Here is a 14,529-nt window from a genome sequence, read left to right as displayed (position 1 = left end):
GCCCGAGTGATTAAGTGTTATGAGTGGCGTCTTTGCTGATGAGTGTGCCTGCGCGCCCACCCAGAATATCGAGTGCATCCTCCAGTCGGCCAATGCCACTGACACCTCCAGTGTCGGCGAAATTGCAGGCCGCCGCCACCTTTGGCCCCATGGAGCCCGCTGGTACATCGAGTCTGCGGGCATGTTCCGGTGTGATTTTACGAACCGGGGTTGCAGCCTGTGTATTGAAATCTTTATACACAGCATCCACGTCGGTTAAAAGCAGCAGGGCATCGGCTTTTAGCTCGCGCGCCAGTAAAGCGCTGGCGGCATCCTTGTCAATCACGGCTTCTACACCGGTCATGCTGCCGTCGTTACGGCGTAGCACCGGAATGCCACCACCTCCGGTGCAGATGATAATTACCCCCTGATCCAGTAGCAGTTTCAGTACCCGCATGTCGGGTATTTCTTTAGGTGCAGGGGAGGGTACGACTCTGCGCCATTTGTCGCCGTCGGCCGCAATGTGCCAGCCGGCTGCTGCTGCCCGGGATTCGGCTTCTGCCTTATCGTAGACCGGGCCGATAAATTTGGTGGGATTTTTGAAGGCCGGATCCTCCCGGTCAACCACCACCTGGGTGAGCAGGGTTGCCACAGGACGGCTATGGTTGAGGGCGTTTTCCATCTCCTGCTCGATCATATAACCGATCATGCCACCGGTCTCCGCGCCCAGCACATCCAGCGGGTAGGCTTCCTCAGGCTTGTATGCCGCGCCCTGCAATGCCAGCAACCCCACCTGGGGGCCGTTGCCGTGGGTAATCACCAGCTCATGTCCGGCCTGTACCAGTTTGGCCAGTGATTTCGCAGCAATTTTCACGTTGGTGCGCTGAGTCTTGGCGGTTAACGGTTCGCCGCGCTTTAAGAGGGCGTTACCGCCCAGAGCTGCAACAATCAGCATCCTGTGCATCCTTTTCAGCAGTTGGAGCCAGTATCAGGCCCCAAGTGTGGCTACCAGCACTGCCTTGATGGTGTGCATGCGATTTTCCGCCTGATCAAACACGATGGAGGCGGGGCTTTCGAAAACGTCATCCGTCACTTCCATGGCAGTAATGCCGAACTCGGCCTCTATTTCCTTGCCCACCGTGGTTTCGGTGTTGTGAAACGCGGGCAGGCAATGCATGAAGCGGGCTCGCGGGTTGCCGGTTTTTTCCATCAGGGCGGCGTTCACCTGGTAGGGCATTAACAGCTTAATGCGTTCGCCCCACTTTTCTTTCGGCTCACCCATGGACACCCACACATCGGTGTACACAAAATCGACGCCTGCTACGGCGGCATCAACGTCTTCAGTAATGGTGATCCGGGCACCTGTTTCCTGAGCGATAGCCCGGGCTTCGTCTTGAATGGACTGCTTTGGCCAACACTCTTTTGGCGCACACAAGCGCACATCCATGCCCATTTTGGCCCCGCCAATCAGCAGGCTGTCACCCATGTTATTGGCGGCGTCGCCAATATACACATAGGCCACTTCATGTAGCGGTTTCTCAACCTGTTCCTGCATGGTTAAAAAATCTGCAAGAATCTGGGTTGGGTGAAACTCGTCGGTCAGGCCGTTAAATACCGGCACGCCGGCATACTCGGCCAGCTCCTCAACAATTTTCTGGCCGAAACCCCGGTACTCAATGCCGTCATAAACGCGGCCCAGAACCCGGGCGGTATCCTTTACCGATTCCTTGTGGCCAATGTGGGTGCCTGAAGGCCCAAGATAGGTCACTCTGGCGCCTTGATCGTAAGCAGCCACCTCGAAGCCCACCCTTGTTCGGGTGGAGTTCTTCTCAAAGATCAGCGCGAGTTCTTTGCCAGTCAGCTGGGGCACCTCGGTGCCCGCGTATTTGGCCGCTTTCAGGTCTTTGGCCAGTCTCAGCAGAAAGCCGATTTCTTGCGGGGAAAAGTCCCGCAAGGTGAGGAAATGACGATTCTTCAGATTAAAAGCCATGGTCTTTGTCCTCCTGGATCAGATGGGGTCACGCATTGTGGGGCAACTCATGCAACGCCCACCGCCACGGCCACGGCCCAGCTCGGCACCCGGAATGGCCAGCACTTCAATGCCCGCGGCTTCCAGTGCTGCGTTGGTGTCGTCGTTGCGGTCGTAACCAATGACCACGCCGGGGCTTAGTGCCAACACGTTGTTGCCATCGTTCCATTGCTCCCGTTCCCGCTCGGCCGGGTTATCACCGCCGGTCGGTACAACCTCGAGGGATTTGTAGCCAAGAACGTCAGCCACCACATTAAAAAAGGGCCGGGGGTCCTGGCGGAAAGACAGGTGCTTTTTGCCTTCACCGGGGCGCAAGTCGTAGCAAATCAGCTCGTCAGCCATTTCTTTAAAGGCGGTAACCACGTTGCCGCCGCAGAAAGTAAAGATGGTGTCCAGATGCATGGCTGCACGGGTTTTGGGGATCTGGCAGGCAATAACCCGTTCCGCCGTGCCTCTTTCAAACAGAGCGTTAGCCAATTGCCCAACGGCCTGGGGTGATGAGCGCTCCCCCATACCGACAAGCACGGTGCCATTGCCTACCGGCATTACGTCACCGCCTTCAAGCGTGGCAAGGCCGTGGTTCCTGGTCGGGTCACCCCAGAGCACATCCACCTTGCCGGCAAACTTCGAATGGTATTTGTACACGCCAGCCATCAGCAGGGTTTCCGGTTGGCGCGCAGCCCAGTACATGGGGTTCAGGGTAACGCCCTCATAGATCCAGGCGCTGTTGTCCCGGGTGAACAGGTAGTTGGGTAAGGGTGGCAGTACAAAGCCATAGTGGCCAAGGTGATTACCGAAAAGCCCGGTGGGGTCAAAGGGCAAGTCGCCCACTTCCAGGCCGCCAATCAGATATTTTGAAAGTTCGGTGCCGGGGAGCTCGTCCATCCAGGCGCGCAGATCAGAGATCATCCCCACGCCTATGTCGTTCCAGGTAATCCGGTGGTCCAGAATCCACTTGCGGGCTTGCGGAATGTCCAGGGTTTCGGCCAGCAACTCGTTAACATCAAGTACCTCGACACCGCGGTCACGCATTACGCTGACAAACACATCGTGATCTTTCTGCGCTTGCTTCACCCAGAAAACGTCGTCAAACAACAGGGCGTCGCAGTTGGAGGGGGTCAGCCTCCGGTGTGCCAGGCCTGGGCGGCAGACAATCACCTGCCGCAGTTTTCCGGTTTCTGAATGTACGCCAAGCTTATGTTCAGACATGGTTCAGTCCTCCGTTAAATAAGTGCAGCTGCGCTGATAACCACCGAAATGAAGATGGTAAGGATCAGGAGCAAAGGCCAGATAAACGCTATCCAGCGGTCGTATGAGACGCGGCCAATCGCCAGGCCACCGACCACTACGGCAAAGGTCGGGTTGATCAGGTTCACCAGGCCGTTGGCCGACTGGTAGGCGGTTACCACAAGATCGCGCCCTACGTTGGCGAAATCAGCAAGTGGCGCCAGAATCGGCATGGACAGAACCGCCAGCCCGGATGACGAGGGCACAAAGAAGCTCATGCCTACTTCAATCCAGAACATCAGGTTGATAAACGCCAGTTCCGGCAGGCCACCCAGGGATGTTTCAGCACTGTGCAAAATGGTGTCGGCAATCATGCCCTGATCCATAATCACGACAATGCCTCGCGCAAGCCCGACCACTAGAGCAACACCCAAGAGATCGCGTGCACCATCCACAAAGCTGCCAGTGAGCTCTTTCTCACCAAGGCGGGCAATAATGCCTATCACAATGGCGGCACCAAAAAACAGCGCACCCATGCGAGCCATCCACCAGTCCTGGGACGATACACCCCAGATCATGACCACGAAGGTGGCAGCGAAGATGAGGAGTGCAACAATCTGGGTTCTGGTGAGGGTAGACGTCTGGATTTCATCAGCATGCTTGCCCAAAAAGAGCCTGCGGTGTGCATCCCATTGCTTGGATACCACAGAGCGGGATGGATCCGCTTTTACTCGAAGGGCGTAACGCATAACGTAGGCAGAGCAAATCAGCAGGCCGCCAATGAGCAGGATAAAGCGCACCACAATGCCGTCAGTAAACGGGATTTGAGCTGCGTTCGCGGCGATAACCGTGGCAAACGGGTTGATGGTGGAGCCCAGTACGCCAATGCCGGCGCCCACCAGAATGATGGCTACCCCGGTTACCGCATCGTATCCTGCGGCCATCATGACCGGGATGAGAATGGCATAGAAAGCCAGGGTCTCTTCGGCCATGCCATAGGTTGTGCCTCCTATGGCAAAAAGGGTCATCAATATGGGTATCATCCAGATTTCATGGCCCTTGAGGTGTCGCATGGCGCTGCGTATCCCGGTATCAATGGCTCCCGTAGCGTTCATTACGCCGAGGAAACCGCCCAGGAAAAGTACGAACAGGGCAACATCAATGGCGTTGGCCACATAGCTGTCCGGATCATAGAAGCCGGCCGTGGGGGCAAGCATTATCTCCATAAAACCCTGAGGGTTGGGGTCGACCGTCTGGTAGGTGCCTGGCACGGCCACTTCACGCCCGACTTCTTCGTTCATTGCGCGGTCGTATTGCCCGGCGGGTATAATCCAGGTTAACGCCGCCACAAATATGATCAGCAAAAACAGAATGGTGTAAGCGGTGGGGAACCGCGTTGCCAGATCCTGTTCCGGGTCATTGTGTGAGTTATCCGGCGTGTTATCAGAAGGGGTTTCAGGGGATCGGAATTCATCATCCACAGCGCATCTCCTTTTATCTGCACAGGCAGTGTGTAGAGCTAATGAAGGGACTCGACTCCAGCTGAGAGCAATATGTTCTTGTGCAGCCAGGAGCGAGCACGATTTCCGGATCGTTAACCCCAAGGTAGTAGAAATATGAGAAAATGTTTTGAGTTAGGTCACTATTAATTAAAAAGCGACATTAATTCTTGGCCATCTATTACTAAATCGATGATGAGACGTTATGGGTTTTTCAAAGATTCACGAACGTGCGATTGCACGTAAAGGCGGCATCGAAGAGCTGAATGCCCTGCTGCCCAAATTGCCGGCTGCGACTGCGCTGGAGGCGCGGGCAGACGATCGCTACCTTTCGGAGATTACCCGCTGCGTATTTAAAGCCGGTTTTGTGTGGCGAGTTATAGATAACAAATGGGCAGGTTTCGAAGCGGCCTTCCATGGCTTTGTGCCTGCCTACTGGCAGCAGGTACCGCCAGACGTATTGGAAGAGCTGGCTCAGGATGAGCGAATTGTGCGCAACATGCAGAAAATCCGCACTGTGCCGGAGAATGCCCGAATGATTATGGATGCGGCGCGGGAACATGGCAGCTTTGGCGCATTCCTGAGCCAGTGGCCGTCGGAAGATCAGATGGGCTTGTTGCTGTGGTTAAAGCGCAATGGCTCTCGCTTGGGCGGTAACAGCGCCCAGTACTTTTTGCGTATGGTGGGCTGGGACGGTTTTATCCTGTCCCACGATGTTGTTGCCGGCCTGCGCCATGCCAATCTTCTGGATGCTTCGCCCACGAGCAAGAAAGGATTGCAGCAGGCACAGGCAGCGTTTACCGCCTGGCACCAGGAAACTGGTCTGCCGTATAGCCAACTGTCGCGCATACTGTCGTATTCAGTAGATTGAGGGTGCAGTCTAAGGGCTAGAGCCCGAGCAAAAAGACCAGCTCACAAAACACCACACTGGCCCCCAGTGCGTCGCCGGTGTAACCGCCCAATTGCTGTTTCAGATACCAACCCCAAAGCAACGCCACGGCAATAATGGCAGTGACTGCGGCCAGCCACAGCCCCGGCAACCAGAGGCTGAAAGCCAGAGCGACCAACGCGGTAAACCCGCAACTGACCAGCAAGCGGTTGCGCGAGAAGCCTTCCGCAACAGGTTTGCTTTTGCTCTTGTCCGGGTCGGTTACATAGGGCAAAAATGCCATCAACAACAGTGGCGTCAGCCTGCTGATCGCTGGCGCTACCAACATCGCCAGCCAGATGCTTTGGGCATCCATCAGCAGCGCAGCTTTCAGGCCCAAAGCCATGACTAATGCCACGGTGCCATAGGTGCCGATGCGGCTGTCTTTCATAATCTCCAGGCGCTTCTCAACGGTATATCCACCACCCAATGCATCCACACTGTCGGCCAGACCGTCTTCATGGAAAGCGCCGGTAACAAACAAGTGGAAGCACAAAACCAGCAGCACGCACACCAGCGGGCTCCAAGCCAGATTAAGCAGCGCAAACAAGCCGGCATATGAGGCACCGAGCAAAAGCCCTACCAGCGGGAAGTACATGCTGCACTGGTTCATCAGCTTCTGGGAGTAATCAATGCGAGCGAGCATGGGAATGCGGGTGAGAAAGCCAACGGCCAGCCAGAAGGCTTGCCATTCATTGGAAAGCTGATGTGTTTTTGTGGGCATGTGCGACTCGGTTCAGCTGAGGGTGTTCCCTCGGGCAGTGAAACGCCGGCTAACGGGAGTGTCTGGAAGGTATCATGAGTGCGGATGTTTTTCCTGAAGGAATCGCCCTTCCTGGCCATTAACAAGCCAGGAAGGGCAGCCTTTTCTAACGAATACTATCGATGCTTACAGCTCTTTGGTGCAGTAGTAGAAGTCTACACAGTCGTACTCGCCGGAGCTTACGCGCTGGTCAGCCTCTGCCGCAGTGGCTGCGGGTGGCACGATAACGCGATCACCTGGCTGCCAGCCTTCAGGCGTTGCTACTCCGTGCTCGTCACTGGTCTGCAGGGCATCCAGCAGGCGCAGGAATTCCGGAATAGAACGGCCGTTGCTCATGGGGTAGTACACCATCGCCCGCAGCACGCCTTTCGGGTCGATCATGAAGGTTGCACGGACCGCAGATGTGTCTGCAGCACCCGGGTGAATCATGCCATAAGCGCGGGCAACATCCATTTTAAGGTCGGCGATGATCGGGAAGGGTATCTCGACGCCAAACTTCTCCTTGATGTTACGCATCCACGCAATGTGTGAGTGGTGGCTGTCTATGGACAGGCCCAGCAGCTCGCAATTGCGCTTGTTGAATTCCGGCGCCATCTTCGCGAAGGCCATGAATTCAGTGGTACAGACCGGTGTAAAGTCAGCCGGGTGGGAGAAAAGCACCAGCCATTTGCCCTTGTAGCTGTCGAGGGTCTTTACGCCATCGGTAGTGGGGGCGTTGAACTCAGGGGCGCGTTCATTCAAACGTGGCAAACCGAATACTGGGTTGTTTGATTGTTCCATGGTATGGCTCCTATGCCGTTGGTGTTGAGTTCACTATAGCTCTATAGGTGCTTAATGGAATAAGGATATTCTAATTGGTGCTATAGGTGATTTTTATCAACAGATCAGATGCGCTGCTCAGAAATAGCTCTGCGTGGCACTGTGGACTACACTTTTTTGAACAAGGCAAATTCGCGGTAAGCAAATGAGCAGCCCATGACAGAACAGGCTGGTAAGCGTCAATGGTGTGCCAATACGGACTCACCGCTCCGGAAATTGGTTTCGGCTATTCCCGATGTGCTCAGCACATATTGGCTAAGCGCGGATGGTGAGGCGCATCGGTTTTTGTTTATCAGCGAGCAGGTGCAGAGCCTGCTGGGCATCGCTCCGGATATATTGCGGGAAAGCGCAGATGCTTTGTTTGCTGCGGTCCATCCAGATGATGTGTCTGCTGTAAGAGCGAGTATTGTTGAGTCTGCTGCAGCCCTGACCCCATGGGAATATCAGGCTCGAGTAAAAGTGAAGGCCGGGCATTATGAATGGTTTGAGGCCCACGCAGTGCCGGAACGCCAGGGCGATGGAAGTACCATCTGGCATGGCCAGTACCATAATATTCAGTGTTACAAAGACCTTGAACACACACTCAGGGAACGCGAGGCAGAATCAGCATTCCAGGCTGATTTTCAGAAGCTGATTGCCAATCTGTCGACCCAGTTTATTAATCTGGGCTTTGGCACTATTGATCAATGCGTTACCGAGTTATTGAAAACCATTGGCAGCTTTTTTGAGGTGGACAGGGCCTACTTGTATGAGTTTTCTCCGGACTACCGTGTTATGGATAACACTCACGAATGGTGTTCCGCCGATGTGCAACCCCTTATTGATGATCAGCGCAATGTGCCAACTGACGACTTTGAATGGTGGAAGTGCAAAATCAACGAAATGGTGAGTGGCAACCGGGTCATCTTTGTTGAAGAAATAGAACAGATACCGATCGGCCCCGAGCGTACGATGCTTGAGGAGCAGGGTGTGTGCTCAATGTTTTGTGTGCCGGTTCGTGTGCGAGGTGTGGTAACCGGCTTCTTTGGCGTGGATTCCATCCGTAAGCGTGCCTGGCGAGAAGACCAGGCAGACCTCCTGATTATCGTATCCAGCCTGCTTTCGGGTGCGCTTGAGCGCAACCGGCTTGAGAGTGAGCTTCTTAACCAATCCATTCGTGACCCCTTAACCAAACTGCACAACCGCCGCTATCTGATGCCAAGGCTTCATGAAATGCTGAGCCGTGCCAGCCGTTACGGGGAGCCCTTTGCGCTGGCCATGTTCGACCTCGACCGCTTCAAGCAGATTAACGACTCCATCGGTCATTTGGGCGGTGATAACTGCCTGCGTCATTTTGCCGATATTCTTCTGGAACAAACCCGGGAAGCCGATGTGGTGGCGCGCTTTGGTGGGGAGGAGTTCGTGGTTGCGTTCAGCGGTATAAGCCCGGCAGGTGTACGACGTATTGTAGGCCGTATTCTTTGTGCCGTGCGCAATCATGATTTCGTTCTTGAGGGTCAAGTCGTGCCGTTAACGGTGAGTGCCGGTGTTGCTGATATCAGTGAACTGGATGTTGTTCCAACCTGGCCTGACCCGCTGATCCGGTTGGCAGACGACAGGCTTTATGCTGCAAAGCAGGCGGGGCGCGACTGTCTTGTTGATGCATTAGGGGTATCGCGCATATAGGAAAAGAGAATTTCACCTTATATTCCGTTTTGGTATATCCTTAGAATTTAAGTGTAGGATTACGCCCCAACGGAGGTGAGTGCAGTGAACAGCCCTATTGTTCAACATTTTTTTGATGAACCCACCAATACGTTCAGCTACGTGGTGCGCGACCCTGCCAGCCAGGCCTGTGCCATCATCGATTCAGTACTCGATTTTGACTACGCCTCAGGCACTACCGATGTGCGCTCCGCAGATGAGATTGTTGAGTACGTGCGCGCGAATGGTTTGAGTGTTGAGTGGATTCTGGAAACTCACGTTCATGCGGATCACCTGTCTGCCGCGCCATATCTTCACCAGAAACTCGGCGGAAAAACCGGCATTGGCGCCCACATACGGGATGTGCAGGAAATTTTCGGTAAGGCCTTTAATGCGGGTACAGAATTTGCCCGCGATGGCAGTCAGTTTGATCGCCTTTTCCGGGACGGTGACACCTTTGCGATTGGCGGGCTTGAGTGCCGTGTAATGCACACGCCTGGCCATACTCCCGCCTGCCTGACTTACGTGATTGGTGACGCGGCCTTTGTGGGAGACACCCTGTTCATGCCGGATTATGGCACCGCGCGGTGTGATTTTCCGGGTGGCGATGCCCGTGTGCTGTACCAGTCGATTCGCAAGGTGCTGGCCCTGCCGGCGCAAACCCGTATTTTCCTTTGCCATGACTACAAGGCCCCGGGACGGGATGAGTATGTGCACCAGACAACCGTGGCAGAGCAGCGTGAGGCCAATATTCACGTGCACGACGGCATCAGCGAGGACGAATTTGTGAAGATGCGAACCGAGCGCGACGCAACCCTCGATATGCCACGGCTGATTCTACCCTCTGTGCAGGTGAACATGCGGGCAGGAGAGATGCCGCCGCCAGAGGATAATGGCCAGGTGTACCTGAAAGTTCCGGTCAACTTCTTCTGAGCACCGAATGAACTTCAAACGCTTTCTGCCTATTCTTCAGTGGGCGCCAAAGTACGGACGTAGCCAGGCCACCAGTGACATGGTGGCGGCGGTTATTGTGACCGTGATGCTGATTCCGCAATCCCTGGCTTACGCCCTGTTGGCTGGTTTGCCTGCGCATATAGGTTTGTATGCCAGCATTTTGCCACTGGTGCTCTACGCTCTCTTTGGTACAAGCCGCACGCTTTCAGTGGGCCCGGTGGCGGTGGTCTCTCTTATGACCGCCGCTGCACTGGCGCCTTTGGCTGAGACCGGAAGCCCGGAATACGTTGCCGGGGCCATACTGCTGGCCGTTATGTCGGGGCTTATGCTCACCATGATGGGCATTTTACGGCTGGGGTTTCTTGCTAATTTTCTCAGCCATCCGGTGATCTCCGGCTTTATCACTGCTTCTGGAATTGTGATCGCTGCAAGCCAGCTAAAACATATTTTAGGCGTGCAAGCCTCTGGCCAGAACCTGCTGACCATTGGTCAGTCCCTGGTTGTGTCGTTGGGCGATACCAATCTGCCAACCCTGTTGATTGGCTCCGGAGCTTTGCTGTTTCTTGTCTTTGCGCGCAAGCAGTTAAAGCCATTGCTGATCCGTTCAGGTATTGGCTCCCGGCTGGCGGATATTCTTACCAAAACCGCACCGATTCTTGCGATATTGGTAACTACGCTGGTTGCCTGGTTGCTCCAGCTTGATACTCAAGGCGTCCGGTTGGTGGGTGATGTGCCTTCGGGGCTCCCAGAGCTGACCATGCCCTCGATGGACTGGGGGCTTTGGCAGCAACTGGCGGTCAGTGCCTTGCTGATCAGCGTGGTGGGGTTCGTGGAGTCGGTTTCTGTGGGCCAGACGCTGGCCGCAAAGCGGCGCCAGAGAATCGACCCGGATCAGGAGCTGATCGGCCTGGGTGCGGCCAACCTGGGCGCGGGTTTTTCAGGTGGTATGCCTGTTACCGGTGGGTTTTCACGTTCCGTCGTCAACTTTGATGCGGGCGCAGAGACGCCAGCTGCGGGTGCCTATGCTGCCGTCGGAATTGCCCTCGCAACTTTGTTTCTTACACCAGCCATTGCCTTTTTGCCCCAGGCCACTCTTGCCGCAACCATCATTGTTGCCGTAGCAACACTCATCGACTTGCCGGCGCTGGGCCGCACCTGGCGCTATTCCCGTACTGATTTTGGCGCCATGCTGGCGACTATTGTCCTGACGCTTGTGCACAGCGTGGAAGCAGGCATTATTGCTGGGGTTGTGCTTTCTGTGGGGCTGTTCCTGTACCGTACCAGCCGTCCCCATAGCGCGGTTGTTGGCCGGGTTCCGGGCACGGAGCACTTCCGTAATGTGCAGAGGCACAAGGTTGAGTTGTGCTCGAAGGTGACCTTTTTACGTGTCGATGAAAGCCTGTATTTTGCCAATGCCCGCTTTCTGGAAGAGGCGGTGATGGATTTGGCCGCCGGCGAGCCGGAACTGAGAGATTTGGTCTTGGTGTGCCCTGCGGTTAACCTGGTGGATGCGTCGGCCCTCGAAAGCCTGGAGGCTATAAACGAACGGCTGAAAGATGCCGGGGTTCGGTTGCATCTTTCCGAGGTGAAGGGGCCTGTTATGGATCGCTTGAAGCGCACTGAGTTTCTGTCGCATCTGGGTGGGCAGGTATTTCTCAGCACTTACGAAGCCTGGCAGGCGCTCACTGATAGCCGGGGCCCACTAAAAGACGTCGCCTGATGCAGGGCTCTGTTCCGGCTTTGCTTCGTATAATCCAGACCATTGGTTATGGGGTCGGTAACACCGTTATCATGTAGCCGGTTCCGGATTTCAGCGAGCGCTTTTTATTATGGGCATGACCGACAATCTGCTATCGACCGGCCAGTGGTTTGTAACACTGTTCCTGTTTCTGCTTGTCCTGTTGCAGGCCGCACGCTCTGTGCGTTGGCGCACCTTGCGTTCAGACAATGTTCTGCAGCACTCTTTTTTTGGCGCAGCGGTTGCCTTGGGTTTTATCTGGCAGTTGCGCGCCGGCATCTATCCCGGCCTCGCCATTCATATCTTTGGTATCACCGCGGTCACTTTGGTGCTGGGTTGGGGGCTGGCAGTATTCGCCGGGCTTTTGGCCCTGGTTCTCACTGTGATTACCGGCCGGGAGCCGGTCATCATGTTTGCTGCGAATGGCTTGATTACCGTGATGATTCCTGCGCTTGTAACCCATGGCATCATGCTTTGGGAGCGCCATCGGAACTTCAGTAATTTCTTTGCCTATATTTTCTTCTGCGGTTTTTTCGGGGCGGGTATATCAGTGGCTGCGGCAGGACTGGTGATGTGCCTGATGCTCTGGTTTAGCGGAGTGTATGAGTTTTCAGAACTGGTTCACGACTACCTGCGGTATCTTCCGTTGTTCATGATTCCCGAGGGCTTTGTGAACGGCGCGATTGTAACGGGTATGATGGTATTCCATCCGGACCGGCTAACAACGTTAGATCCGCGTCGTTATCGATAGCTGGGCGTGCTTGAAACTACCAGCCTGCAGGCTGCGCTGCCTCAGATGAGGCAGGGTGGCTCTTGCGCCACTGCTGCGTCCACTCAAGAACATTGCCAGCTGGCATTGGTCGTCCAACCCCGTAGCCTTGCATATACTCGCAGCCTAAATCGCTCAAGGCACGGGCATGGTCAAAAGTTTCAACGCCTTCGGCCAGAATAGGGTGGCTAAACCGCTGGCCCATAAAGATCACACTTTCCACGATTGCTCGATCGTTTGAGTCGTTGAGCATGTTGATCACAAAACTCTTGTCTACCTTCACCAGATCGATCGGTAAAGTGTTGAGGTAGGACAGTGACGAAAAACCCGTGCCAAAGTCATCCAGAGCAACGCGGAACCCCAGTTCCTGACAGCGGGCAAGCACATCACTGGCACGTTTTATGTCCTCCAGAGAGGTCGATTCCAGAACTTCCAGGGTTATTTGTTCCGGCTTGATTGCCGGGTGACACTGCAGATAGTTTTCCAGGTAGGAGGTAAAGCTCCAGTCCATCATGTGTCGCGCACTGATGTTTATGCTGACAGACAAATCCTCGCCCGCATCGTGCCAAAGACCCATCTGAAAAACTGCCTCTTCAAGAACCCACTGGCCCAGGGGCACTTCCAGGTGACTGGCTTCCAGCGATGGCAGGAACGCGTCTGGATAAAGCAGCCCTTTGTGCGGATGATTCCAGCGGATAAGTGCTTCAAAACCAATGACTTTACAATCGGCTATCCGCACCTGAGGCTGGAAGTGGAGCTCAAACTCTTTGTTTTCCAGCGCCCGGCTGAGCTCTATGAGTTGCGCGCGTCTCTGTTGGCGATGTTCGTTCTGTTCCGGGTCAAAAACGTGTAGCAGGTTTCGCCCTTTGTCCTTGGCTGCGTATACGGCCTGATCGGCATGGCGAATCAGGCCTTCAGCGTCGGCGTTGTCTTCAGGGTAGCGGGTGATGCCAAGGCTTGCTGTAACAACGATCGAGCCTGCCTCTCCACCAAGATCAACCGGTTCGTTGATGGAAGACAGTATGCGGTCATAGATAGCGTCATGGTTATCGCTTTGCAGGATAAGGCCAAATTCATCGCCGCCAATTCGGGCCACTGTGTCGCCGCTGCGCAAGCCTTGCGCCAGACGGCTGGCCAGGATACACAGTATTTTGTCTCCCGCCTCTGCTCCAAAGTTTTCGTTAATTGCCTTGAAGCCATCCAGATCAATGTAACCGACCGACAGGCTTTTTTGGTGGATATCCGCCTGTATCTGAGCATGGTGCAGGCGTTCTTTCAGTAGCTGTAAATTGGGCAAGCCGGTGAGATCGTCGTAATTTGCTGCGCGATCTATGTCTTTGGCATGATTTTTCAGCTCTGTAATATCGGTGAAATTAGCCACATGGTAATAGCTTCCGGGTTCGTCCAGGTGAATGCGACTGATGGACTGCAGCTCGACAAATTCTTCCCCGTTTTTCCGTCGGTTCCAGATCTCCCCTCGCCAGTGCCCCGACTCTTCAATGCTCTGCCACATGGCCCGGTAATAGGCCGGGGAGTGTCGCCCGGAACTGAGAATGGAAGGGTTAAGGCCCAGAACATCGGCACGGCTGTATCCTGTAATCCGCGAAAATGAAGGATTTACATCGAGTATGCGGTTGTTTTGATCCGAAATGATGATGGCTTCGTGGCTTCGGTCAAACACACTGGCCGCTATACGAAGGCCGCGTTCGCTGTGCTTGTGGTCCGAAATATTGTTCATGATAACGATAAAACCCGGCGCCACGCCCTGTTCATCTCCAATAGGCAGCCCGTAGGCGTGAACCCAGAATGGTTCCCCGGCGCGGGTGTAGAGCAAAACCTCTTCTTCGAATTGTTTAACCCTGTGCAGTTCGCGGGCAATGCGTGTAAGCGCTGTCGTATCTGTGGCGGGGCCTTTGAGCAGCTCGCTGGGGCGGATACCGGTAATGTTCTGCAGCAGATGGCCGGTATATTCCTCAAAGACCGGATTAGCCCACTCAATTGTGCCTGCGGCGTCAAGGATCAGAACCATATTGCGGCTGGCGCTCGCAACCAATGACAAGCGCTTGGGGTCAACCTTGGGGGTGGGCACTTTGTCTACTGGATCCTTTATGTTTGGCATGGCTCAATTTGTGCCTCCGCAG

Annotated in this window: 12 protein-coding genes; 5 read left to right on the top strand and 7 right to left on the bottom strand. The window is 54.9% G+C overall.

The window, feature by feature from the left end:
• Positions 1–10: 10 nt before the first annotated feature.
• From arcC to RKA07_RS01535, 4 genes are read right to left on the bottom strand one after another with little or no spacing between them, the layout of a single operon-like run.
• On the bottom strand, positions 11–934 hold the full coding sequence (gene arcC / locus RKA07_RS01550) for a carbamate kinase (protein WP_200201416.1): 924 nt from the start codon (positions 932–934) through the stop codon (positions 11–13).
• Positions 935–967: 33 nt separating this feature from the next.
• A complete protein-coding gene (locus RKA07_RS01545; RefSeq protein ID WP_310965366.1) occupies positions 968–1,969 on the bottom strand; it encodes an ornithine carbamoyltransferase in 1,002 nt (333 codons plus the stop codon).
• A gap of 18 nt (positions 1,970–1,987) precedes the next feature.
• A complete protein-coding gene (locus RKA07_RS01540) occupies positions 1,988–3,217 on the bottom strand; it encodes an arginine deiminase (protein WP_310965365.1) in 1,230 nt (409 codons plus the stop codon).
• 14 nt (positions 3,218–3,231) lie between these two features.
• The gene (locus tag RKA07_RS01535; protein ID WP_310965364.1) at positions 3,232–4,716 is read right to left on the bottom strand and encodes a YfcC family protein; all 1,485 of its coding nucleotides are present in this window, start codon (positions 4,714–4,716) and stop codon (positions 3,232–3,234) included.
• 223 nt (positions 4,717–4,939) lie between these two features.
• On the opposite strand from RKA07_RS01535, the gene RKA07_RS01530 reads away from it, so the two are divergent.
• Positions 4,940–5,605 carry a DNA-3-methyladenine glycosylase I gene (locus RKA07_RS01530; RefSeq protein ID WP_200370547.1) on the top strand — a complete coding sequence of 222 codons (666 nt, stop codon included), beginning with the start codon at positions 4,940–4,942 and terminating at the stop codon, positions 5,603–5,605.
• 16 nt (positions 5,606–5,621) lie between these two features.
• On the opposite strand, the gene cobS is transcribed toward RKA07_RS01530, so the two are convergent.
• Both cobS and RKA07_RS01520 read right to left on the bottom strand, forming a co-directional pair.
• Complete coding sequence (gene cobS, locus RKA07_RS01525) at positions 5,622–6,386, bottom strand: adenosylcobinamide-GDP ribazoletransferase (protein WP_310965363.1); 765 nt, start codon at positions 6,384–6,386, stop codon at positions 5,622–5,624.
• 165 nt (positions 6,387–6,551) lie between these two features.
• Positions 6,552–7,205, bottom strand: coding sequence for a peroxiredoxin (locus tag RKA07_RS01520; RefSeq protein WP_200201411.1), 654 nt, complete (start codon positions 7,203–7,205; stop codon positions 6,552–6,554).
• Positions 7,206–7,400: 195 nt separating this feature from the next.
• On the opposite strand from RKA07_RS01520, the gene RKA07_RS01515 reads away from it, so the two are divergent.
• The 4 genes from RKA07_RS01515 (at position 7,401) to RKA07_RS01500 (ending at position 12,370) form a co-directional block, all read left to right on the top strand.
• Positions 7,401–8,909 (top strand): sensor domain-containing diguanylate cyclase, encoded by a 1,509-nt coding sequence (locus RKA07_RS01515; protein ID WP_200370540.1) that lies wholly within the window; start codon positions 7,401–7,403, stop codon positions 8,907–8,909.
• 84 nt (positions 8,910–8,993) lie between these two features.
• A complete protein-coding gene (locus tag RKA07_RS01510) occupies positions 8,994–9,860 on the top strand; it encodes an MBL fold metallo-hydrolase (protein WP_200370533.1) in 867 nt (288 codons plus the stop codon).
• Positions 9,861–9,867: 7 nt separating this feature from the next.
• Positions 9,868–11,601: a SulP family inorganic anion transporter gene (locus RKA07_RS01505; RefSeq protein WP_200370531.1), complete on the top strand. Its 1,734-nt coding sequence runs from the start codon at positions 9,868–9,870 to the stop codon at positions 11,599–11,601.
• 109 nt (positions 11,602–11,710) lie between these two features.
• Positions 11,711–12,370, top strand: coding sequence for an energy-coupling factor ABC transporter permease (locus RKA07_RS01500; protein WP_200201407.1), 660 nt, complete (start codon positions 11,711–11,713; stop codon positions 12,368–12,370).
• Between the two features lie 16 nt (positions 12,371–12,386).
• On the opposite strand, the gene RKA07_RS01495 is transcribed toward RKA07_RS01500, so the two are convergent.
• Positions 12,387–14,507: a putative bifunctional diguanylate cyclase/phosphodiesterase gene (locus RKA07_RS01495; protein ID WP_200370529.1), complete on the bottom strand. Its 2,121-nt coding sequence runs from the start codon at positions 14,505–14,507 to the stop codon at positions 12,387–12,389.
• Positions 14,508–14,529 lie beyond the last annotated feature (22 nt).

Origin of the sequence: Marinobacter xiaoshiensis, from assembly GCF_031631795.1 — a bacterium.
Lineage (GTDB): Bacteria > Pseudomonadota > Gammaproteobacteria > Pseudomonadales > Oleiphilaceae > Marinobacter > Marinobacter xiaoshiensis.
This window is presented reverse-complemented; position numbering and strand designations above follow the sequence as displayed.